The sequence below is a fragment of the Neisseria iguanae genome, from assembly GCF_003013245.1.
Taxonomy (GTDB): domain Bacteria; phylum Pseudomonadota; class Gammaproteobacteria; order Burkholderiales; family Neisseriaceae; genus Neisseria; species Neisseria iguanae.
In genome coordinates this window covers 1-19,276 of record NZ_PXYY01000044.1, presented here as the reverse complement: position 1 = coordinate 19,276, position 19,276 = coordinate 1, and the positions used below count along the sequence as shown (strand labels likewise).

The 19,276-nt window shown below is 49.4% G+C and carries 20 protein-coding genes and 3 pseudogenes; 15 read left to right on the top strand and 8 right to left on the bottom strand.

The annotated features are described in order from the left end of the window. Positions 1–9: 9 nt before the first annotated feature. A pseudogene (locus tag C7N83_RS07895) lies at positions 10–164 on the top strand (IS5/IS1182 family transposase); the annotation flags it as partial. A 57-nt stretch (positions 165–221) separates the two neighbouring features. Here C7N83_RS07895 and dapD read toward each other — a convergent pair. The 3 genes from dapD to fur form a co-directional block, all read right to left on the bottom strand. After that, on the bottom strand, positions 222–1,043 hold the full coding sequence (gene dapD / locus C7N83_RS07890; RefSeq protein ID WP_106741835.1) for a 2,3,4,5-tetrahydropyridine-2,6-dicarboxylate N-succinyltransferase: 822 nt from the start codon (positions 1,041–1,043) through the stop codon (positions 222–224). Positions 1,044–1,217: 174 nt separating this feature from the next. Further along, entirely contained in the window at positions 1,218–1,940 is a 723-nt protein-coding gene (gene aat, locus C7N83_RS07885) for a leucyl/phenylalanyl-tRNA--protein transferase (RefSeq protein ID WP_106741840.1), read from the bottom strand. A 70-nt stretch (positions 1,941–2,010) separates the two neighbouring features. Beyond that, positions 2,011–2,454: a ferric iron uptake transcriptional regulator gene (gene fur, locus C7N83_RS07880; RefSeq protein ID WP_281256754.1), complete on the bottom strand. Its 444-nt coding sequence runs from the start codon at positions 2,452–2,454 to the stop codon at positions 2,011–2,013. Between the two features lie 219 nt (positions 2,455–2,673). Here fur and C7N83_RS07875 point away from each other — a divergent pair, with 219 nt between their 5' ends. The 3 genes from C7N83_RS07875 (at position 2,674) to C7N83_RS07865 (ending at position 5,353) form a co-directional block, all read left to right on the top strand. Next, positions 2,674–3,072, top strand: a complete 399-nt coding sequence (locus C7N83_RS07875) for an outer membrane protein assembly factor BamE (RefSeq protein ID WP_106741832.1) — start codon at positions 2,674–2,676, stop codon at positions 3,070–3,072. Between the two features lie 15 nt (positions 3,073–3,087). Beyond that, complete coding sequence (gene dapB, locus C7N83_RS07870; protein WP_106741830.1) at positions 3,088–3,894, top strand: 4-hydroxy-tetrahydrodipicolinate reductase; 807 nt, start codon at positions 3,088–3,090, stop codon at positions 3,892–3,894. A gap of 175 nt (positions 3,895–4,069) precedes the next feature. Continuing rightward, on the top strand, positions 4,070–5,353 hold the full coding sequence (locus C7N83_RS07865) for an AmpG family muropeptide MFS transporter (RefSeq protein WP_211296613.1): 1,284 nt from the start codon (positions 4,070–4,072) through the stop codon (positions 5,351–5,353). Positions 5,354–5,775: 422 nt separating this feature from the next. On the opposite strand, the pseudogene C7N83_RS15980 reads toward C7N83_RS07865, so the two are convergent. Together C7N83_RS15980 and C7N83_RS16985 are read right to left on the bottom strand one after the other, a co-directional pair. After that, positions 5,776–5,994 (bottom strand): annotated as a pseudogene (locus tag C7N83_RS15980) (transposase); the annotation flags it as partial. A 949-nt stretch (positions 5,995–6,943) separates the two neighbouring features. Beyond that, positions 6,944–7,278, bottom strand: a pseudogene (locus C7N83_RS16985) (IS481 family transposase); the annotation flags it as partial. Between the two features lie 170 nt (positions 7,279–7,448). On the opposite strand from C7N83_RS16985, the gene C7N83_RS07845 reads away from it, so the two are divergent. Further along, positions 7,449–9,644 (top strand): UvrD-helicase domain-containing protein, encoded by a 2,196-nt coding sequence (locus tag C7N83_RS07845; RefSeq protein ID WP_106741826.1) that lies wholly within the window; start codon positions 7,449–7,451, stop codon positions 9,642–9,644. 891 nt (positions 9,645–10,535) lie between these two features. Further along, a complete protein-coding gene (locus C7N83_RS07840; RefSeq protein WP_106741824.1) occupies positions 10,536–10,943 on the top strand; it encodes an OsmC family protein in 408 nt (135 codons plus the stop codon). A 91-nt stretch (positions 10,944–11,034) separates the two neighbouring features. Here the strand turns inward: C7N83_RS07840 and C7N83_RS07835 are convergent, their stop codons facing one another. Further along, positions 11,035–11,370, bottom strand: a complete 336-nt coding sequence (locus C7N83_RS07835) for a hypothetical protein (RefSeq protein ID WP_106741837.1) — start codon at positions 11,368–11,370, stop codon at positions 11,035–11,037. A 260-nt stretch (positions 11,371–11,630) separates the two neighbouring features. Between C7N83_RS07835 and C7N83_RS07830 the strand changes: the two genes are divergently transcribed. The 8 genes from C7N83_RS07830 to C7N83_RS07800 all read left to right on the top strand — a co-directional run bounded on the left by C7N83_RS07830 (position 11,631) and on the right by C7N83_RS07800 (position 18,164). Further along, positions 11,631–12,485, top strand: a complete 855-nt coding sequence (locus C7N83_RS07830) for a mechanosensitive ion channel family protein (RefSeq protein ID WP_106741822.1) — start codon at positions 11,631–11,633, stop codon at positions 12,483–12,485. 410 nt (positions 12,486–12,895) lie between these two features. Then, positions 12,896–13,060, top strand: coding sequence for a hypothetical protein (locus tag C7N83_RS15975; RefSeq protein WP_245911168.1), 165 nt, complete (start codon positions 12,896–12,898; stop codon positions 13,058–13,060). Positions 13,061–13,179: 119 nt separating this feature from the next. Further along, positions 13,180–13,401 (top strand): hypothetical protein, encoded by a 222-nt coding sequence (locus tag C7N83_RS15970; RefSeq protein WP_245911167.1) that lies wholly within the window; start codon positions 13,180–13,182, stop codon positions 13,399–13,401. A 190-nt stretch (positions 13,402–13,591) separates the two neighbouring features. Continuing rightward, positions 13,592–13,924 (top strand): hypothetical protein, encoded by a 333-nt coding sequence (locus C7N83_RS07820; RefSeq protein ID WP_146135115.1) that lies wholly within the window; start codon positions 13,592–13,594, stop codon positions 13,922–13,924. 110 nt (positions 13,925–14,034) lie between these two features. Continuing rightward, on the top strand, positions 14,035–14,487 hold the full coding sequence (locus C7N83_RS07815) for a hypothetical protein (protein ID WP_146135114.1): 453 nt from the start codon (positions 14,035–14,037) through the stop codon (positions 14,485–14,487). A gap of 14 nt (positions 14,488–14,501) precedes the next feature. Continuing rightward, positions 14,502–14,879 carry a 2Fe-2S iron-sulfur cluster-binding family protein gene (locus C7N83_RS07810; RefSeq protein WP_281256753.1) on the top strand — a complete coding sequence of 126 codons (378 nt, stop codon included), beginning with the start codon at positions 14,502–14,504 and terminating at the stop codon, positions 14,877–14,879. Between the two features lie 35 nt (positions 14,880–14,914). Next, a complete protein-coding gene (locus C7N83_RS07805; RefSeq protein WP_106741818.1) occupies positions 14,915–16,966 on the top strand; it encodes a M3 family metallopeptidase in 2,052 nt (683 codons plus the stop codon). 184 nt (positions 16,967–17,150) lie between these two features. After that, positions 17,151–18,164, top strand: coding sequence for an AI-2E family transporter (locus C7N83_RS07800; RefSeq protein ID WP_425437501.1), 1,014 nt, complete (start codon positions 17,151–17,153; stop codon positions 18,162–18,164). A 217-nt stretch (positions 18,165–18,381) separates the two neighbouring features. On the opposite strand, the gene C7N83_RS16980 is transcribed toward C7N83_RS07800, so the two are convergent. Continuing rightward, positions 18,382–18,666 carry a transposase gene (locus C7N83_RS16980; protein WP_425437500.1) on the bottom strand — a complete coding sequence of 95 codons (285 nt, stop codon included), beginning with the start codon at positions 18,664–18,666 and terminating at the stop codon, positions 18,382–18,384. Positions 18,667–18,763: 97 nt separating this feature from the next. Here C7N83_RS16980 and C7N83_RS16610 point away from each other — a divergent pair, with 97 nt between their 5' ends. After that, complete coding sequence (locus tag C7N83_RS16610; protein WP_281256755.1) at positions 18,764–18,889, top strand: hypothetical protein; 126 nt, start codon at positions 18,764–18,766, stop codon at positions 18,887–18,889. Between the two features lie 120 nt (positions 18,890–19,009). On the opposite strand, the gene C7N83_RS07790 is transcribed toward C7N83_RS16610, so the two are convergent. Next, on the bottom strand, positions 19,010–19,276 hold a 267-nt coding region (locus tag C7N83_RS07790), incomplete at its 5' end, for a CinA family protein (RefSeq protein ID WP_146135113.1).

Here is a 19,276-nt window from a genome sequence, read left to right as displayed (position 1 = left end):
AAATAAGCGTTGCCGAAAACGCGTTATGTCATGGAACAGCGTTTCGGGACGCTGCGCCGTACATTCCATCCAACCGTGCTTCTTATTTCAAGCTGCTAACAGTAACGGCGCAAAGCCGTTTAAAGGCAGTTTGTATCAACCTGCTGAAGGCTGCCAACCGGCTCGGCCTTTTGTTTGATTCAAACAGATTCGAGCCGCTCCAATCCTTAAATCACATTGGATTACACACCACGCAACAATTCGTTCACGCTGGTTTTGGCGCGGGTTTGCGCATCGACTTTTTTCACGATTACCGCACAATACAGGCTGTGGCTGCCGTCGGCAGAAGGCATGCTGCCCGATACCACTACCGAACCGGCAGGCACGCGGCCTTGGTGGATTTCGCCGGTTTCGCGGTCAAGGATTTTGGTCGATTGACCGATGAACACGCCCATGGAAATCACGCTGCCTTCTTCTACAATCACACCTTCCACAATTTCGGAACGTGCGCCGATAAAGCAGTTGTCTTCAATGATGGTCGGGTTGGCTTGCAACGGCTCCAATACGCCGCCGATGCCTACCCCGCCTGACAAGTGCACGTTTTTACCGATTTGCGCACAAGAACCGACAGTCGCCCAAGTATCCACCATCACACCTTCATCGACATATGCACCGATATTCACATAAGACGGCATCAACACCACGTTTTTCGCCACAAAACTGCCGCGACGCGCCACCGCACCCGGCACGGCACGAAAACCGGCGGCTTGGAATTCTTCTTCAGACCAATCGGCAAATTTTGTCGGCACTTTGTCAAAATACTTGTTCACACCGTCGTTCAACACTTCATTGTCGTGAATGCGGAAAGACAGCAACACGGCTTTTTTCGCCCATTCGTTGACTTTCCATTTGCCGATGCACTCACGCTCGGCCACACGCAATTCACCTGAATCCAGTTGGCGCAGGGTTTCTGATACGGCCTCTTTGACTTCAGGGGCCACACTGGTCGGGGTGATGTCGGCGCGGTTTTCAAACGCGGTTTCGATGATGTTTTGCAATGGCATGTTGATTCCTTGTTAAGTGGGGGAGGGAGGCCGTCTGAACGCATAAAATGATTTTCAGGCGGCCTGTTGCAATGTTCCAGCCTGTTATTTTGCCATGTAAACGCGGTTTCGTCAGCTATTAGCATAATCAGGCCGTCTGAAAAGTGTGCCCCGTTCAGACGGCCTGTTAATCATTCAAAGCGTCGTCCTTACTACTTCGCAACCGATGGGCTGCGTCAACGGCATGTCGTTTAATGCTTGTAAGGCTGTCTGAAAATCATGAAAATCGATTTGCTCAGAACCAAACCGTGCCAAATGTGCCGTATCTTGCTGGCAGTCGATGAGCGCGATGCCACGTTCGGCCAGATACGGCACGGCGCTGGCAAAGGCGGTTTTAGATGCATCGGGCGCCAGGGCAAACATGGACTCGCCGTAAAACACGCGGCCGATTTGCACACCATAAAAGCCGCCGGCCAGTTTCAAACTGCCTGCATTATCAGGATACCAACATTCAAACGAATGTGCGTGGCCCAGTTCGTGCAAGCGCGCATAAGCCATCTGGAATTCGGGCGTAATCCATGTGCCACTTTGAGCCGGGCGCAACACGGCGGCGCAGCAGCCGATTACAGCGGCAAAATCTTGGTTGACGCTTACCACATACGGTTTGTTGCGTAAGGTTTTGGCCAGCGATTTACCGATGTAGATTCTTTCAGGGAACAACACCGTACGCGGGGCGGTGGCGAACCAGTAAAACAGCCCGTTTTCGGAAAACCACGGAAAAATGCCGCTGCGGTAGGCTGACAATAAACGTCCTTCGTCCAAATCACGGCTCACTCCGACCAAGCCGCCGCCCTGTTCGAGTGCGTAATCGGGGGTGGGGAAACGGTAGTCTTGCGGCGGCAAAAAAGGAATGTTCACTTTTCTTATACCCATAAAATTTCAGACGGCCTCAAATCATGTTGAGGCCGTCTGAAAGCCGATATTGCAATTAACGTTTGTTTTTCGCTTGGCAGGTTGCGCAAATTCCGTACATATACAGCGCGTGGTCAACGATGCGGTAACCGTTTTCTTTGGCGATTTTGTCTTGCAGCGCTTCGATTTCCGGATTGTGGAATTCGCTTACCAGGCCGCATTTTACGCAGACGATGTGGTCGTGGTGGTCGCCTTTGTCAAGTTCGTACACCGCTTTGCCGGTTTCGAAATGGTGGCGCTGCAAAATGCCCGCCTGCTCGAATTGGGTCAAAACGCGGTAAATCGTGGCCACACCGATTTCAATACCTTCGTCCAACAAAATGCGGTAAACGTCTTCGGCACTCAAATGCTCTTCGGCATGCGTTTCAAATAAATCTAAAATTTTCAGGCGCGGAGCGGTTACTTTCAAACCGCTGTCTTTCAATTGCGCGATATTGCTGAAATTTTCCATAATATTCAATACCCCAGTGGTCTAATAACCGTTATAATACGCACTTTTAAGCCATTTGCCCATCATGAGATTATAAAGGTTTTCAATAAACTATCTTTATTATCCCAATACCGTATGATGGCGCTTTTCCTAAATTCCGACATATGAAGGCGATTATCGTTTGCTTTTTAAACTTATTCAAGCGATGATAGCGTTTTCTTTTTCCGATTTTCGATAGAAAGGTAAACCGTGAATAAAACCTTATGTCTGGCCATGGCCGCCCTACTTGGTTTGGCAGCTTGTTCTGCCGAGCGCGTATCCCTTTTTCCTTCTTACAAATTACAAGTCGTGCAAGGCAACGAATTGGATCCGCGTGCCGTTGTATCTTTGCAACCGGGTATGAGCCGCGACCAAGTGCAGCTTTTACTCGGTACGCCTTTATTGCAAGATGCCTTCCATGCCAACCGCTGGGACTATACCTTCAACACCAGCCGAAACGGTGTGATTAAAGACCAATCCAACCTGACCTTGTATTTTGAAAACAATGCCTTGGTGAAAGCGGAAGGCAACGCCGTCCAAAAATCCATCGAAGCATTGCAGGCCGAACAAAAAGCCGCTGCTGGAGCTGATGCCAAAGCCGCACAATAATTTTAAGGGAAACAAATGACTGCATTAAAAGTTGCCATCGCCGGCGTCAACGGACGCATGGGACGCGTGTTGATTGAAGCCGTCAACCGTCATCCTGACACCGTATTAAGCGGTGCCATTGAGCATTCCGTCTCGGAAGCCTTAGGTTTGGATGCCGGTTTCGCCTTAGGTTTGAAAACCGGCGTGACCATCACTGACGATGTGGATACCGCGTTGGCACAAAGCGATGTATTAATCGACTTTACCCGACCCGAGCCAACCTTGAAACACCTGAAAAAATGCGTGGAACAAGGCACCAATATCATCATCGGCACCACCGGTTTTGACGATGCCGGCAAAGCAGCAATTAAAGCCGCCGGCGAAAAAATCGGCGTGGTGTTTGCCGCCAACTTCAGCGTAGGTGTGAATCTGACATTCCACATTCTCGACACCGTGGCCCGCGTGTTGAACGAAGGTTACGACATCGAAATCATCGAAGGCCACCACCGCCACAAAGTCGATGCCCCGAGCGGCACGGCCTTACGCATGGGCGAAGTGATTGCCGAGGCACTCGGCCGCGATTTGAAAGAATGCGCCGTATATGGCCGTGAGGGCCACACCGGCCCCCGCGACCCATCAACCATCGGCTTTGCCACCGTGCGTGCCGGCGACATTGTCGGCGACCATACGGCGCTGTTTGCCACGGAAGGAGAGCGCGTGGAAATCACCCACAAAGCCGGCAGCCGCATGACCTTCGCCGCCGGTGCCGTTCGCGCTGCCGTGTGGGCCGGTAGCAAAAAAGGTTTGTTCGACATGCAGGACGTATTGGGTTTACGCAACTGATTGCATCAAATTTTCAGGCCGTCTGAAGCGCTGTTTAAGTTTCAGACGGCCTTTTGCCGCTTTCCTCCGCGCTTTATAATTCATGCCATCTGAAACAAATCTTTTCATTCAGGCGGTCTGTAATATGGCTGATTTTGTTACAATACTGCCTTAACCATCTTTTTCGAACCACGTCATGACTTCATCTCAAAACGGCATGTTTAAACAGATTTTTTCGCGCCGCATGCTGATCTGTATTTTCACCGGTTTCACTTCCGGCCTGCCGCTGTATTTCCTGATTAACCTGATTCCTGCATGGCTGCGCAGCGAACACATCGACTTGAAAACCATCGGCCTGTTTGCATTAATCGGTTTGCCGTTTACATGGAAATTCATTTGGTCGCCGGTCATGGATGCCGTCCGCCTGCCTTTTCTCGGCCGCCGGCGCGGCTGGATGCTGGTGACGCAAATCGGTTTGCTGGCGGGCTTGATGGCTTATGCTTTTTTGAATCCGCATCAACACATGGTGATTATCATAAGTTTGTCGGTGGTGGTGGCGTTTTTTTCCGCCAGCCAAGATATCGTGTTGGACGCATTCCGCCGCGAAATTCTGCCCGACAGCGAGTTGGGCTTGGGCAACGCGATTCACGTCAACGCCTACCGCATCGCCGCTTTGGTTCCCGGTTCGCTCAGCCTGATTTTGGCTGACATGATGTCGTGGCACAATGTGTTCATCATCACCGCACTGTTTATGATTCCCGGCTTGTTGATGACGCTGTTCCTCGCGCGCGAACCACAACTGCCGCCGAGCGCGCCGCGTACGTTTGCCCAAACCGTGGTCGAACCTTTCCGTGAATTTTTCATGCGCAAAGGTGTGCAGCAGGCGTTGCTGGTGTTGGCGTTCATTTTCCTTTACAAGCTCGGTGACAGCATGGCAACTGCATTAGCCACGCCGTTTTATCTCGATATGGGCTACAGCAAAACCGATATCGGCATCATTGCCAAAAACGCCGGGTTGTGGCCGTCGGTGGTTTTCGGCATCATCGGCGGCATTTGGATGTTGAAGCTGGGCATCAACAAAGCTTTATGGCTGTTCGGCCTGGTTCAGATTGCGACGATTTTGGGCTTTGTATGGTTGGCCGGATTCGGCAAGTTTGAAATGATTACCGCCACCGAACGCATTATGTTGGCAGGCGTGATTGGTGCTGAAGCCGTCGGCGTGGGTTTGGGTACGGCGGCATTTGTGGCCTATATGGCACGCGAAACCAACCCTGCCTTTACCGCCACCCAATTGGCACTGTTTACCAGCTTGGCTGCCGTGCCGCGCACATTTATCAACGCAGCCACGGGCTATCTCATCGAATGGCTGGGCTATGTGAATTTCTTCTGGCTGTGTTTCTTCTTGGCCGTGCCGGGCATGCTGCTGCTGTTTAAAGTTGCCCCATGGCATGGCGGACAAACCGCGAAATCCCCGACTTAAGAATCAGGATATTAAGGCATGTCTGCGTCGCCGATTTTTGGGCAGAAAAGCGCGGATACCAGGTGATACCCAAAGACACGCCGCGCTGGTAACACCGGCCGGCGCGGCAAGATTGGACACCTTGCGCGCATTTCCAACGCAGTAGTCGTGTTTTTATGCTGAAAAGATACCATATGATGAAATGAGGACACCTCCCCCCCTAAAGGCTGGCTGAAAGATTTCAGACGGCCTTTGGCATAGCCGGAAAGCACTTTTTTTGCGGTATATTATTAAGAATATCCGAAAATACCGGGTTTCAAACCAATCAATTTGAATCTTTTACAAAAACAGGCTTTAATCACATATCTATCGCTGTTTAATTTATAGCTAATTAAACTCGGAACTAAGACAGCAAAGCCCCACCCAAATGTCTCATAAACCGGTAAGGCTTTACGCAAGTGTTTTTTGATATTTCCCCATGTCTTTCCAATCGGATTTAAATCAGGAGAATAAGGCGGCAAGGGAAGAATGATGTGTCCGAACGATTGGGCCGGTTCTTGCAAGCTGCCCATGCGGGAAAAGCGGGCGTTGTCCATGATGATGACGGACTGTCCGCTCGGTGATGGTAAAAGATGTTTTTCAAACCATGCTTCAAAGATTGTCAAGATGTCCTAGAACCTCTAGATTTTTACTTATGGATAACCTTGTCTGGTGTGCGGAGGTACCGCAATCAAAACCGCTGTTTCAGTGATTTTATATACAATCATATAATTTCGGATGCCACACCCGTTCCCTCAAGCAAAAAGACACCCGTCCCGAGCGGACGGTGCCGGGAAATTTCACAAGCGTGCGTGCTGCGTTGAATATCCGCTCTTCCAACTCAAACACCGCAACCGGGTTGAATTCGAAAATAGGACAGACGGTTTGGCCTCAATCATCTTCCACCTGCCCCGGCTATTTGACCTGCATTTTTTAGGTAGGACAGCCATCAATTCTACACACCGTTGTGTGACATATGCCAACACGTCTTCCCACCTATTCTGCGTTTTACTGTTTATTTTGTTGGAAAGTTGCGCATGGTAGTCGTCAGCCTGCTGCCGAGTGTCAGGCGCGTCTGATTAATGAAAGGCAGAAATGATTCCTTGCGAATACAAAAGATACTGCTACGCACGTAAAGCGATAATTTTCAGGAATTTTCAAGCTACTGATTTAAAAGATATTTAAATGCCGTATTTCGCAAAGCGCAAGCGGTTTAAGTTGTTTTTGTCTGACATTCAGGCAAAAACAGCTTTGTTTTTTTGTAAAAATGCTAAACAGGTTGTACCGTCTAGGATTGTAAGTTTCGCTTTTGCGATACATATCGAATGTAATGACTATCAGTTTCCATATCAGTGCACAGGGTATCAGCATTTTGGGTTTGTTTTTAGCTTTCAGACGTTTGACAAAGTCAAGGAAGTCGTTCCGGGTAACCATGGCAGGCATAAGCAGCAGCTCACAGCCGTCTATTACTGTAGCGTGTCAGGTCGGATTTGCCTTTTACGTTGGTTCCTGATTCTTTCTTTTGGGCTTTGGCTGCGTACAGTCCCTATGAAAAACCATCAATGGCAACAAAAGCAAAGGCAGCCGTTTGGTGTCGGAGTGCGCCGTTTCAGCCGGATAAGGTTTGCTGTCGCGTTTTGCCTGCTTCTTGAACTTTGTCTTCGATTCCCCGCCCGGCTTTGGCCAAACGCTTCATGCCCTATTTGGTTTGTTTGAAACGGTTATTGGTACTGCGTTGCGGTGTCAGCAGTTGCCATCGTACCGCCTTCAGGATACGGCAGATGGTCACTCTGCCGGCACGGTATTGCTGCGCCGGCAGGGTAACGCTGATTTTATCCTGTGTATCGGCGTACCAAATGGCTTGGCTGTTGTGCGGGGGTAAGGCGGATGTTTTTATGGAGGTTCATGCAGTATTGTCTTTCCAATACGGTAAACAACGCCTGCTTTTCTTACATATCGGGCCGTCTGAAACTTTTCAGCGTTGAATCAACCTCCAAACGCGTTTTCAGGCAACCTTCTCTATCTTTTTATATTAAAATCTCACATTCCCAATTTTTCAGACGGCATTATCATTATCATGCTTCCCAGCGAACCCCCTTCTTCTTTGTTAACCGGCTTGAATCCTGAGCAGCTTGCCGCCGTCACTTGGCCGCCGCAATCGGCTTTGGTGTTGGCCGGTGCGGGCAGCGGCAAAACACGCGTGCTCACCACCCGTATCGCCTGGCTGCTGCAAAGCGGGCAGGCGGGCGTGCACAGCATTATGGCAGTCACGTTTACCAACAAGGCCGCCAAAGAAATGCAAACGCGGCTTTCGGCGATGATTCCGGCCAACGTGCGCGCGATGTGGTTGGGCACGTTTCACGGCCTCTGCCACCGTTTTTTGCGGATGCACCATAAAGATGCAGGCTTGCCCGCCGCTTTCCAGATTCTCGACAGCGGCGACCAACTGGCTTTAATCAAGCGCCTGCTCAAATCACTGAATATTGCCGAAGAAATCATCGCGCCGCGTTCGCTGCAAGGCTTTATCAACGCGCAAAAAGAAAGCGGCCTGCGCGCCGATGCGCTGCACGCGCCCGACCCGCACACCCGCCGCATGATTGAATGCTATGCCGAGTATGACAAAACCTGCCGGCGCGAAGGCGTGGTCGATTTTGCCGAACTGATGTTGCGCAGCTATGAAATGCTGCAAGCCAACGAGATACTGCGCACGCATTATCAAAACCGCTTCAACCATATTTTGGTCGATGAGTTTCAAGACACCAATAAGTTGCAATATGCGTGGCTGAAACTGATTTCGGGCAGCCATGCCGCCGTGTTTGCCGTGGGCGACGACGACCAGAGCATTTACCGCTTCCGTGGCGCGAATGTCGGCAATATGACCGCGCTGATGCAAGAATTTCACATCGAGGCGCCGATTAAATTGGAACAGAATTACCGTTCAGACGGCCACATTCTCGCCGCCGCAAATGCCGTGATTGAGCACAATGCCGAGCGCTTGGGCAAAAACCTGCGCACCGATGCGGCAGATGGCGAAAAACTGCGCTTTCTGGCCGCGCCCACCGATTTCGAAGAAGCCCAATTCATTATTGATGAAGCCAAATCGTTGCAACGAGAAGGCTGGCGGCTGGACGAAATGGCCGTGCTCTACCGCAGCAACGCCCAATCGCGCGTCATCGAACAAGCACTGTTCCGCAGCGGTGTGCCGTATAAAATCTACGGCGGCTTGCGCTTTTATGAGCGTCAAGAAATCAAACACGCGCTGGCTTACCTGCGCCTGGCGGTAAATCCCGATGATGATAACGCCCTGCTGCGCGTGATTAACGTGCCCGCCCGTGGCATTGGCGCACGCACCATTGAAAACCTTCAGACGGCCTCAAGCGAACAAGGCATTTCCTTGTGGCAGGCGGCCTGCAATGCCGGGGCCAAAGCCGTCAAAATCGCCGCCTTCGTGAACCTGATTGAAAACCTGCGCAACCAAATCGGCCAATTGCCACTGGCCGAAATCATGGTCAGCGTGATTCAAGACAGCGGCCTGGCCGAATTCTACAAAACCCAAAAAGGCGACCAGCAAGACCGTTTGGATAACTTGGATGAATTGGTCAACGCCGCTGTCGCGTTCAAACCCGAAGAAAGCAACTTTGAGATCCTGCCCGAAAATACCGCCGGACACCCCGCTTTCCCCGTGTTGGCATTCTTAAGCAATGCCGCGCTGGAATCCGGAGAAAACCAAGCCGGCGAAGGCGAAGACGCGGTCCAACTGATGACTGTTCACGCCGCCAAGGGCTTGGAATTCAACGCCGTCTTTCTCACCGGCATGGAAGAAGGCCGTTTCCCGAGCGAACTGAGCCTCGCCGAGCGCGGCGGTCTCGAAGAAGAACGCCGCCTGATGTATGTCGCCATCACCCGCGCGCGCAAACGCCTTTACATCACCATGGCGCAACAACGCATGCTGCACGGCCAAACCCAGTTCGGCATCGTGTCCCGCTTCGTCGAAGAAATCCCGCACGAAGTGCTGCATTCCCTGTCGGCCAAAAAACAAAGCTTCAACAGCGATGCCCCACGTACCCGCAGCAACAAAGCCGTTGAAGACTACAAACTGCCGCAAGAATATGCCGGTTTCCGCATCGGTCAAAACGTGCGCCACGCCAAATTTGGCACAGGCGTCATTATCGATGCAGTGGATAAGGGCGAATCGGCCAGATTGACGGTTAACTTTGGCAAAGCAGGCGTGAAGGAATTGGATACGAAGTTTGCGAAGTTGGAAAGAGTTTGAAATCTTCTCTTTCTAAAACTGAGTCGTTTATCCCATAGTATTGTCATACCAAACCTGATACATTTTTGACCAATATGGGGCATGAGGATAAAACATGGCGGGTAAATCAAAGTAATAAAAAACCATGCCGAAAGCGAAACGGTATTGGCGTCAAAATTAAAAAATAAACGCAGCCAACAATTATGACATCAGGACACATTTTGATGAAGTACGAAAAGGTGACATCTCTATCACTATACTGATGGGTGTAATTGTTGGGAAAGTACAGTACGCCAGTCCAAAATCAAAGCCCCTCCTCTATGAACAATGAAGCATAGGATGAAGTTTGAAAACAGCAATCAAAACATTTAGTGAAGGAACCCTAACTTAAACTAAAAGTCTGAATTCTTTTTCAGACGGCCTCCAACGACCAAACGTGCCATCTTAGTGATGCGTTATACTTGCCTTTGCCGGGTGTCAACTGACTGGACGCCCTATTATTTCACCTCAGCGGACGGTAAGTTTTTGAGAATCTCCCTTGAACATACACTTGTTACAACAGCAAGGAATCCACCGCACCATCTTACTTCTTTTCTATACAAATTTATCCAAACCGCACGACATGAAAACCAAACAAAAAAACAGTACGCCTGTTTAATAGAATTCAGTAATCATTGTTTTATAAAAGGAACCAATACCCTTAAAGATAAGAAAGCAGAAGATTTTCCAGCAGAATTACGGATAGGCAACAGCAAAGAAAAACGGCATGTCTGCTTGCTAATAAATCAAATATTCAGTCAATTTTAATATTTTATCAAATCCGGTTTTCTCATACTTTTATAGCTTGCCTATCACACCCTTTCGGGTTTATTCTAAGGCCGTTTAAAACCAATCCCACAAAAGGAGCTCCCCATGTCCCACATCTCCACCGTCCGCTACACCGGCAACCTCCACAACGATTTAACCCACTTACAAAGCGGCAACACGATTTCCACCGATGCGCCGACAGACAACAACGGCAAAGGTGGGGCGTTTTCGCCGACCGACTTGCTGGCCACTTCGCTCGCGGCCTGTGCGCTGACGATTATGGGCATGAAAGCCGATGATTTGGGCGTAGACTTGGCCAGTGTACATGCGGAAGTAGGTAAAGAAATGGAAGCTAATCCGCGCCGTGTGGCAAAGGTCACGGTTGATTTTTATTTGAGCGGAAATTTAGACGGGCGCAGCCGTACAATTTTGGAAGCGGCGGCGCATACTTGTCCGGTAGCGAAAAGTTTGAGCGAGGATTTGGTGCAGGTGTTCAACTTCCATTATGTGTGATGCTTGGTTGGGCTTGTCCGCTTGATGCAGTCAGGCCGTCTGAAAATTTTGCTTTTCAGACGGCCTTGTCATTGGAACCGCTTAACCGGATTTATCTGACAATTTCTACCGGACCGTGGTCATCGCAGTGGTCACCGTGTTGGTGGTGCAGACGGCCGTTGACAATGTAATCGAAGTGGTCGCCATGTGGCACGGCTTCGTGGCCGCAGCCTTCCCTGTGAACATGATCGCCGCATCCGCTGACCGGATGGCAGCCGTCGGGATTGGTTTCGTTAACGGTGAAGCTGTGTTCGTCGTAATGACCGTCGTGTTCGTGGTGCAGATGACCGTCGTGCAGGTAGTCGATATGGCCGTCGTGTTTGATGGCGGTGTGGCCGCAGCCTTCACCGTGAACGTGGGTGTGGTCGCGATGGGTTTTGCAGGTCATGATGGTTTCCTCCATGAGATGATGTGCCTTAACAGGCAGCGGTTTAACATGTGATTATCTTATGCCCCTTTCAAGAAATAGTCAATAACTTTTTGATTTTTAAGTATTTTTGTTATAATATATCAGTTATGGTATAGCATTGTCTGCCTGGTAGCCTAACCGTCTGAAACAAGCATTTTTTTCAGACGGCCTTTATAATGCATTTTACCTTTATAATGCATTTTAAAATATGAAACGCCGTCTGAAACAGAAAACGCAATATGTGGGATACTGTAAAACTTTGGCTGCGGGAGATTCCGGTCAGCTATGAAATTATTGAATCGGTGCTGATGGTTATCGGCATTTTGGCGGTGCGCACGCTGCTTTTGGGCGCGCATTTCCGCAGCCGTCCGGATTTGTCGATTGATGCCAAACGGCGGGCTTTGGTGATGAGCCGCAATGTGACGTTGATTTTGGTATTGCTCGGTTTGGCGATGATTTGGGCAGCGCAGATTCAGACGGTGGCTTTGTCGATGTTTGCGGCGGCAGCGGCGGTTGTGTTGGCCACTAAAGAGCTGATTATGTGTTTGTCAGGCAGTGTGCTGCGCTCGGCCACCAAGCAATACTCGGTAGGTGATTATATTGAAATCAACGGCTTGCGCGGGCGCGTGGTGGACATTAATTTATTGAACACGCTGATGATGGAAATCGGCCCCAATGCTTTGGTCGGCCAACTTTCGGGGGACACGATTTCATTCCCCAACAGCCTGCTGCTCAATCACCATGTGCGCCGCGATAATGTGTTGGGGCCTTATGTGATTCATACCGTGCAGATTCCGGTGCCGATTCATTTGGATTCGGATGCGGTGGTGCCGCGTTTGAAAGCAGTGTTGGAGCCGTTGTGCGCGCCTTATATCAACGACATTTCCAAATATCTGGAAGCAGTGCAGGTGGAAAAGCTGTTTATCACGCCGGCCGCCGAGCCGCGTGTTACCCGCGTGCCGCATGATGACAAGGTGTACAACATCGTGGTGCGCTTTGCCGCGCCGGTGGCGAAGCGTTTGGAAATCCAGCAAACGGTGTTGGACGAATTTTTGCGGGTGCAACACCGTTTGTTGAATCCCAATGTCGGATGACGGTAATGACTTGTTTTGATGAATCGTTTGTTTGTTGAGAAGGAAGAAAAATATAAAAATATTATGTGCCTGTATCTGCCCTAGAAAATATGTACCCGCTGCTGTTACATCCAATCATGGCGGCAGATATTTCCACAACCAGACTTCCTGCGAAACTATCGGCCATTTTCATTTCGCCGGCCAATAATTTGCGGATCCCGTTGCAAGGTATTGCCGCAACAGAACAAGAGCTTGATTACGCGGGCGCAGAATAAATAATTGCGTGGCGCAGTTTATGGACAATCCGGAATGGATCCACCTTTTCTGGATTGATTCGGATATCGGCTTTTCGCCGGAAGCATTTTTCCGCCTGCTGCCGGCATTTATCCGCTGAAAAAAAAGAGTGGCCGTCTGAAGGTTTGCCCGCAGGCATGACCCGAGCGCAGTTTGAAGCGGCCTACACCCATTACACCGTCAACACCCACACCACCGATGAAAACGGCGTGATACAGCTCAACGTCGATACCGACGGCTTTATGGAAGTAGATAAAGCACCCACCGGCTTTATGGTCATCAAACGCCATGTGTTTGAATAAATGAATGATGGCCGCCTATCCGGAACTGGCCCACATTTCCGACAGCGATTACGGCAACCCCGGTCCGATCCGATACCGTTTTTTTCGATTGCGAAGTCGATCCGGTCAGCAAACGCTATTTGTCAGAAGACTACTTTTTCTGCCGCAAATGGCGTGCCATCAGCGGCAAAGTGTATGTAGACGTGCAATCCAACCTCACCCATCAGGACGCGAAGCTTTACCGCGGCTCGTTTGCGCAATCGCTGCAAACCAATATCGCCCAAGCCGTGTATACGCCGGCCGGTACGAAAATGCAGCTGAACCTGGCTGCCCCTTTACAGGAAAATCCGCGCGGGTTTTAATCTGGATGGTTTGCCCCATATTGTTGTTTATTCTGTTTTCAGACGGTATCTTCGATACAAAAGCCGTCTGAAATTATCTAGTGCCATGCGCGGAAAGATTACTATGTGCAAATCATGGATAATAAGATATTTGTTGTTATTTTTGTTTCCGATGCTGACAGCTTGTTATAAATTATTGGGAATTCCTTACATGGAAATTAATGCAGATTATCTGCCGAATGGTGAAATAAAAGTGTTTATTGTGGAGTCATTCCCCGGTTTAAATGAAGAAACTCTAAAAAACCGAATTGTTTATAAACTAGAAAATGATTTTAGTGCTGAAAATATCAGAAGTGTTGTGTCGTCAATGGGAATGTCTTGCCAAGATAATATAGGGTGCAGTTATCATGGTTATCTGATTTCTTATTTAACTGTATCAGGAGAGACAACTGAAATAATCAGGCAATATGATATATATATTAATCCTAATAAGGGGATGCCATCATTTTTGATGACTAGAAAAAACCTACCTAACTCAAGATAAGTAATTGGAAAAAATCATACATTACACCCTGAAAAACCTAAAAGCCAACGGAAAAATACCGATTTTCTGAAAATCATTATAGGAATATGAACAATGTCAGATTCACAAAGATGTCAGATTCACAAAGTTACGCTATAGTTAAATCACAACACCCTCTTGTTGGGGGTGTTGCGGGGCATAATTTCATTGCAGTTTTAACCCCCGAAGGAAATGTAATCCATGAATTAAACGGGTTAGCCACATCAAGAACAGGTGAAATAAAACCTATCGGTTATTTACCGTCTGATAAATTGTACATTTATGATGAAGTAGATGTTGGTAAGTTTTTCTACAACTCATCACAAAATCAAGAAATTATTTTCAGCGGAAGCTACCGAGAAGTTATGGATAAGTTTCAAATCGGTAAATATCTTATTCCCCTATTCAATTCTAAAAATTTTTCCTATCCTTTTATAGGTCTTGGTGATAATAGTAATTCGGCAGCTTCTACATTATTGAAAGGCATGGGGCTTCCAGATCCTGATTTAGGTAATGCTATTACACCAGGGGAGGGAGCATATTAATCCCTGAAAAAGCGATGGAGGAATATCTACAACGAATATATAGTGTTATAGGTGATGGTAAGTTAAATGATAGTAATACACTACCAGAAGGTGATGATAATAGAGTTTATTACGTTTCTTTATTGACTCCCCAAGGTCTTCGGCGTTTGATTGTCCGAGTGATACATATATTTTGGATCAGGCAGAAAGCATTAGAATTGATTTACCTTATTCCTGTAGGGCTGGTTCTTGTTCAACCTGTGTTGGTAAGGTTTATACAGGTACAATTAATCAGCCTGATCAAAGTTTTTTTAGATGACCAACAAATTAGGGCTGGTTATGCTTGTTTGTGTGTTTCTTATCCAACTTCAGATTGCGTCATCTTAACCCATCAAGAAAAAGAGATAGCCTGATTTATTGTTTAATCTATTATCCAAAAGGACACCCCATGAGAGACAACATCTTATTAAACCTTGGCGAAGAACCGCGTTTCGACCAAATCCAAACTGCCGACATCACGCCGGCACTGCAAACTGCTATCGCTGAAGCACGTGAACAAATCGCCGCTGTTAAAGCGCAAAGCGAAGTGAACTGGGCAAACACGGTCGAACGCCTGACCGACATCACCGAGCGCGTCGGCCGCATTTGGGGCGTGGTGGCGCATTTGAATTCCGTGGTCGATACGCCCGAATTGCGCGAAGTGTATAACGCCTTGATGCCGGAAATGACCGTATTCTTTACCGAAATCGGCCAAGACATCGGGCTGTATAACCGTTTTAAAGCGATTAAGGCTTCCGATGAATTCGCCCAGCTGAGTGCTGCGCAGCAGACCAAATTGAACCACGATTTGCGTGATTTCGTGTTGAGCGGTGCGGAACTGCAGCCGGAGCAACAGGCCGAATTGGCGGCGTTGCAGACAGAGGGGGCACAATTGTCGGCGCAATTCTCGCAAAACGTGTTGGACGCGACCGATGCTTTTGCGCTGTATTTCGACCATGCCGACGCGCTGGCCGGAATTCCCGAAGATGCGCTGGCGGTGTTTGCCGCCGCTGCCCAAGCCGAGGGCAAGGAAGGTTATAAAGCCGGTCTGCAAATGCCGCATTATCTGGCCGTGATGCAATATGCTGACAACCGCGAACTGCGCGAACAAATATACCGTGCCTATGTCACCCGCGCCAGCGAATTGAGCAACAACGGCAAATTCGACAACACCGCCAACATTAACCGCACCTTAGAAATCGCGCTGCAAACCGCCAAACTGCTCGGATTCAACAATTACGCCGAATTGTCGCTGGCCACCAAAATGGCCGACACACCGGCGCAAGTCACCGATTTTCTGCGTGATTTGGCCAAACGTGCCAAACCGTTTGCCGAAAAAGACTTGGCCGAAGTGCGTGCCTTTGCCGCCGAAGAATTGGGTTTGGCCGACCCTCAGCCGTGGGATTTGACTTACGCGGGCGAGAAGCTGCGCCAATCCAAATATGCCTTCAGCGAAACCGAAGTGAAAAAATATTTCCCGGTAAGCAAAGTGCTGCATGGTTTATTTGCCCAAATCAACCGCTTGTACGGCGTAAATTTTATTGAGAAACAGGTGTCGGTTTGGCATCCTGATGTGCGCTATTTTGAATTGGAAAACGGCGGTGCGATTATCGGCGGCGTATACATGGATTTGTATGCGCGCGAAGGCAAGCGCGGCGGCGCGTGGATGAACGACTACAAAGGCCGCCGCCGCTTTATAGCCGGCGGCAAAACTGGTCAAATCCAAACCCCGACCGCTTATTTGGTATGCAACTTTACCCCGCCGGTGGGCGGAAAAGAACCGCGCTTGAGCCACGATGAAATCCTCACCCTCTTTCACGAAACCGGCCACGGCCTGCACCATTTGCTGAGCCAAGTGGGAGAACTCGGCGTGAGCGGCATCAACGGCGTGGAATGGGACGCAGTCGAGCTGCCGAGCCAGTTTATGGAAAATTTCGTGTGGGAATATGACGTCTTGGCGGAAATGAGCAGCCATGAAGACAACGGTGCTACCTTGCCACACGAATTGTTCGACAAAATGGTCGCCGCCAAAAACTTCCAACGCGGCCTGTTTATGGTACGTCAAATGGAATTCGCCCTGTTTGACATGCTGATTTACAGCGAAACCGATGCAGGCCGTCTGAACAATTGGGCGCAGGTGCTGGATGATGTGCGCGAAGAAGTCGCCGTCATCCGTCCGCCGCAATACAACCGCTTTGCTTTGAGCTTCAGCCACATTTTCGCCGGCGGCTATTCGGCAGGCTATTACAGCTACGCATGGGCAGAAGTGTTGAGCGCGGATGCCTACGCCGCCTTTGAAGAAAGTGGCGATTTGCGTGCCACCGGCAAACGCTTCTGGCGCGAAATTCTGTCCGTGGGCGGTTCGCGCCCTGCTGCCGAATCGTTTAAAGCCTTCCGCGGCCGCGAACCGCAAATTGACGCCTTGCTGCGCCACAGCGGCTTTGATGTCGATGCGGCTTGATTTCAGATTAGCTGACTCATGGGAAAGGCCGTCTGAAAACTGTTTTCAGACAGCCTTTTTCCAATCACCACCAATCCCGCTTTTACGGCATAATACGCCTTAACCCTGACCTCTCCGAATCGCACACAACATGACCCTGCCTACACCTCCGCGCACCCTCTACCGCAATACTGCCTACCTAATAATGGCGGCCGGCTTATGGGGCATTTTGTATTTCCGTTTGCTGCCGCTTTTGTTTGCGGTAATTCTGACTTATGCGTTCATCACCAAAACCAACGGCATGATTTTACTGTTGCGCCGCCGTTTGCTGTCGCGCAATACGCTGCTCGACCGTTCGTTGAGTGTACACAACATCAACCTGCTTTCCACCACGCTGACGATTGGTATTGTGTCGCTGATTTTGTTTTTACTGTCGCTGGGGGTTTACCATTTGATACACGGCGGCAATGTATCGGTGATGCTGGATAAGTTGGCGGCGATTTTGGCCGATACCAAAAGCAGTCATGATTTACCCGAGTTTGTGCTGAACCTGTTGCCCGACGATTTGGCACAAATCAAGCAATACGGTATTCGGCTGTTGGAGGAATACAGTGTGGCGCTGACCCGCATCAGTAAAAACAGCATCACGTCATTCGTGCATATTTTATTAGGCATCGCCATCGGCGTGATGTTGAGCTTCCACCGCTTGAGTATGCGCCGCCAACGCCTCGACATGCCTGCGTTTAAGCGGGAAATGGTGCAGCGCATAGTGAATTTCGAGCTGAGTTTTGAACGCGTATTCATCGCGCAGGCAAAAATTTCTTTGGTCGATACCTTTCTTACCGGCCTGTATCTTTATCTGATTCTGCCGCTTTTCGGTATTGAATTGCCGTTTCGGGTGACCGTGCTGGTTATCGCCTTTATCGTCGGACTGATTCCGGTAGCGGGCAACCTGATTTCCAACACCATCATCATCATTCTAAGCTTGGGCATTTCGCTGTATGTCGCCATTGCCTCGCTGGCGTTTTTGGTGGTGATTCACAAACTGGAATACTTTTTAAACGCGAAAATCATCGGCTCGGAAATCGAAGCCGGCGCGTGGGAATTGCTGGTGGCGATGATTGTGTTCGAACGCATTTTCGGCATCGGCGGCATTGTGGTCGCACCGGTTTACTATGCTTACGTGAAAGACGAAATGAAATGGCAGAAGCTGATTTGACACTATCCATTGAAAGACTGAACCCTTTGCAAAACCCTAATCAAAATCAAAAAAGCCGACTTAGGCTATTTGAGTAGGCTTTTTTCATGTCCAAAGACCTATCGCCCCCGTATTCCCTGTCTTTAGGGTGCATTTTACCCTTTCAGCACACGAAGCCTGTCGGCAGCCTTCAGCAGGTTGATACAAACCGCCTTTAGACGGCTTTGCACTGCGACTTTCAGCAATCCGAATAAGAAGCGCGGCTGTATCGGATATGGCGTCGCGTTCCGAAACGCTGTTCCACCACATAACGCGTTTTCGACAACGGCTTATTTTTTCCCAGATCTTCTTCGGTTGATGGGCGGCCGCTGTACGCTTTACGCATCATGCCGTCTGAAAGCCCTTTGCTTTGGAGAGGCACCCGGTCGGCTTGGCCGTCATAACCTTTATCGGCATAAACGTCTGTTCCTTGGGCAATATCGCTAAGCCGCGGTTCGAAGTGGTTGCATCCGTGTCTGTTCACAGGACTGAACGGCTCCGAACACGGGCAGTGATGAATAGGCGGGACGACTTTTTTGCTGTTCGGGATAACAGGCAACGGGTTGCCGGTCGGTAATAACGTGGATTTTAAGCAGCGTAAAACGGTCAATATGCTTGGCAAGCATGGTTTCGGCGGTTTGTTTAAAGAAGCTGACTATGGAGAAAATCCTCTAAATTCGGTTTCAAAGGAATTGAAAGGATTTTAGAGGTTTTGGAAAGGGTTAGGTTATTTATTAACTAGTAATATTTTGTCAGTCAGAAAGGGGTTTGCAAAGGTCTCTGACCGTCTGAACGTTTCAGACGGCCTTTGTCATTATACAAATCCGTCAGTCAGGGATGTCGGGGGTTAAATGTCCGGCCAACAGGTTTAGGGCAAAGCCAACCGCTTGGCGGCGCACGTTTTCTCTGCCGCCTTCAAACAAAGCCGAACATTCGATGTGTTCCACAGGCGTAGCCAAGCCGAACCATACCGTGCCGGCAGAGTGACCATCTGCCGTATCCTGAAGGCGGTACGATGGCAACTGCTGACACCGCAACGCAGTACCAATAACCGTTTCAAACAAACCAAATAGGGCATGAAGCGTTTGGCCAAA

Bases quoted from the DNA above. Each gene is read 5' to 3' on its own strand.
- dapD (WP_106741835.1), bottom strand. From the start codon at position 1,043: ATGCCATTGCAAAACATCATCGAAACCGCGTTTGAAAACCGCGCCGAC.
- dapB (WP_106741830.1), top strand. From the start codon at position 3,088: ATGACTGCATTAAAAGTTGCCATCGCCGGCGTCAACGGACGCATGGGA.
- C7N83_RS07865 (WP_211296613.1), top strand. From the start codon at position 4,070: ATGACTTCATCTCAAAACGGCATGTTTAAACAGATTTTTTCGCGCCGC.
- C7N83_RS07845 (WP_106741826.1), top strand. From the start codon at position 7,449: ATGCTTCCCAGCGAACCCCCTTCTTCTTTGTTAACCGGCTTGAATCCT.
- C7N83_RS07840 (WP_106741824.1), top strand. From the start codon at position 10,536: ATGTCCCACATCTCCACCGTCCGCTACACCGGCAACCTCCACAACGAT.
- C7N83_RS07835 (WP_106741837.1), bottom strand. From the start codon at position 11,370: ATGACCTGCAAAACCCATCGCGACCACACCCACGTTCACGGTGAAGGC.
- C7N83_RS07830 (WP_106741822.1), top strand. From the start codon at position 11,631: ATGTGGGATACTGTAAAACTTTGGCTGCGGGAGATTCCGGTCAGCTAT.
- C7N83_RS15975 (WP_245911168.1), top strand. From the start codon at position 12,896: ATGACCCGAGCGCAGTTTGAAGCGGCCTACACCCATTACACCGTCAAC.
- C7N83_RS07820 (WP_146135115.1), top strand. From the start codon at position 13,592: ATGGAAATTAATGCAGATTATCTGCCGAATGGTGAAATAAAAGTGTTT.
- C7N83_RS07815 (WP_146135114.1), top strand. From the start codon at position 14,035: ATGTCAGATTCACAAAGTTACGCTATAGTTAAATCACAACACCCTCTT.
- C7N83_RS07810 (WP_281256753.1), top strand. From the start codon at position 14,502: ATGGAGGAATATCTACAACGAATATATAGTGTTATAGGTGATGGTAAG.
- C7N83_RS07805 (WP_106741818.1), top strand. From the start codon at position 14,915: ATGAGAGACAACATCTTATTAAACCTTGGCGAAGAACCGCGTTTCGAC.
- C7N83_RS07800 (WP_425437501.1), top strand. From the start codon at position 17,151: ATGGCGGCCGGCTTATGGGGCATTTTGTATTTCCGTTTGCTGCCGCTT.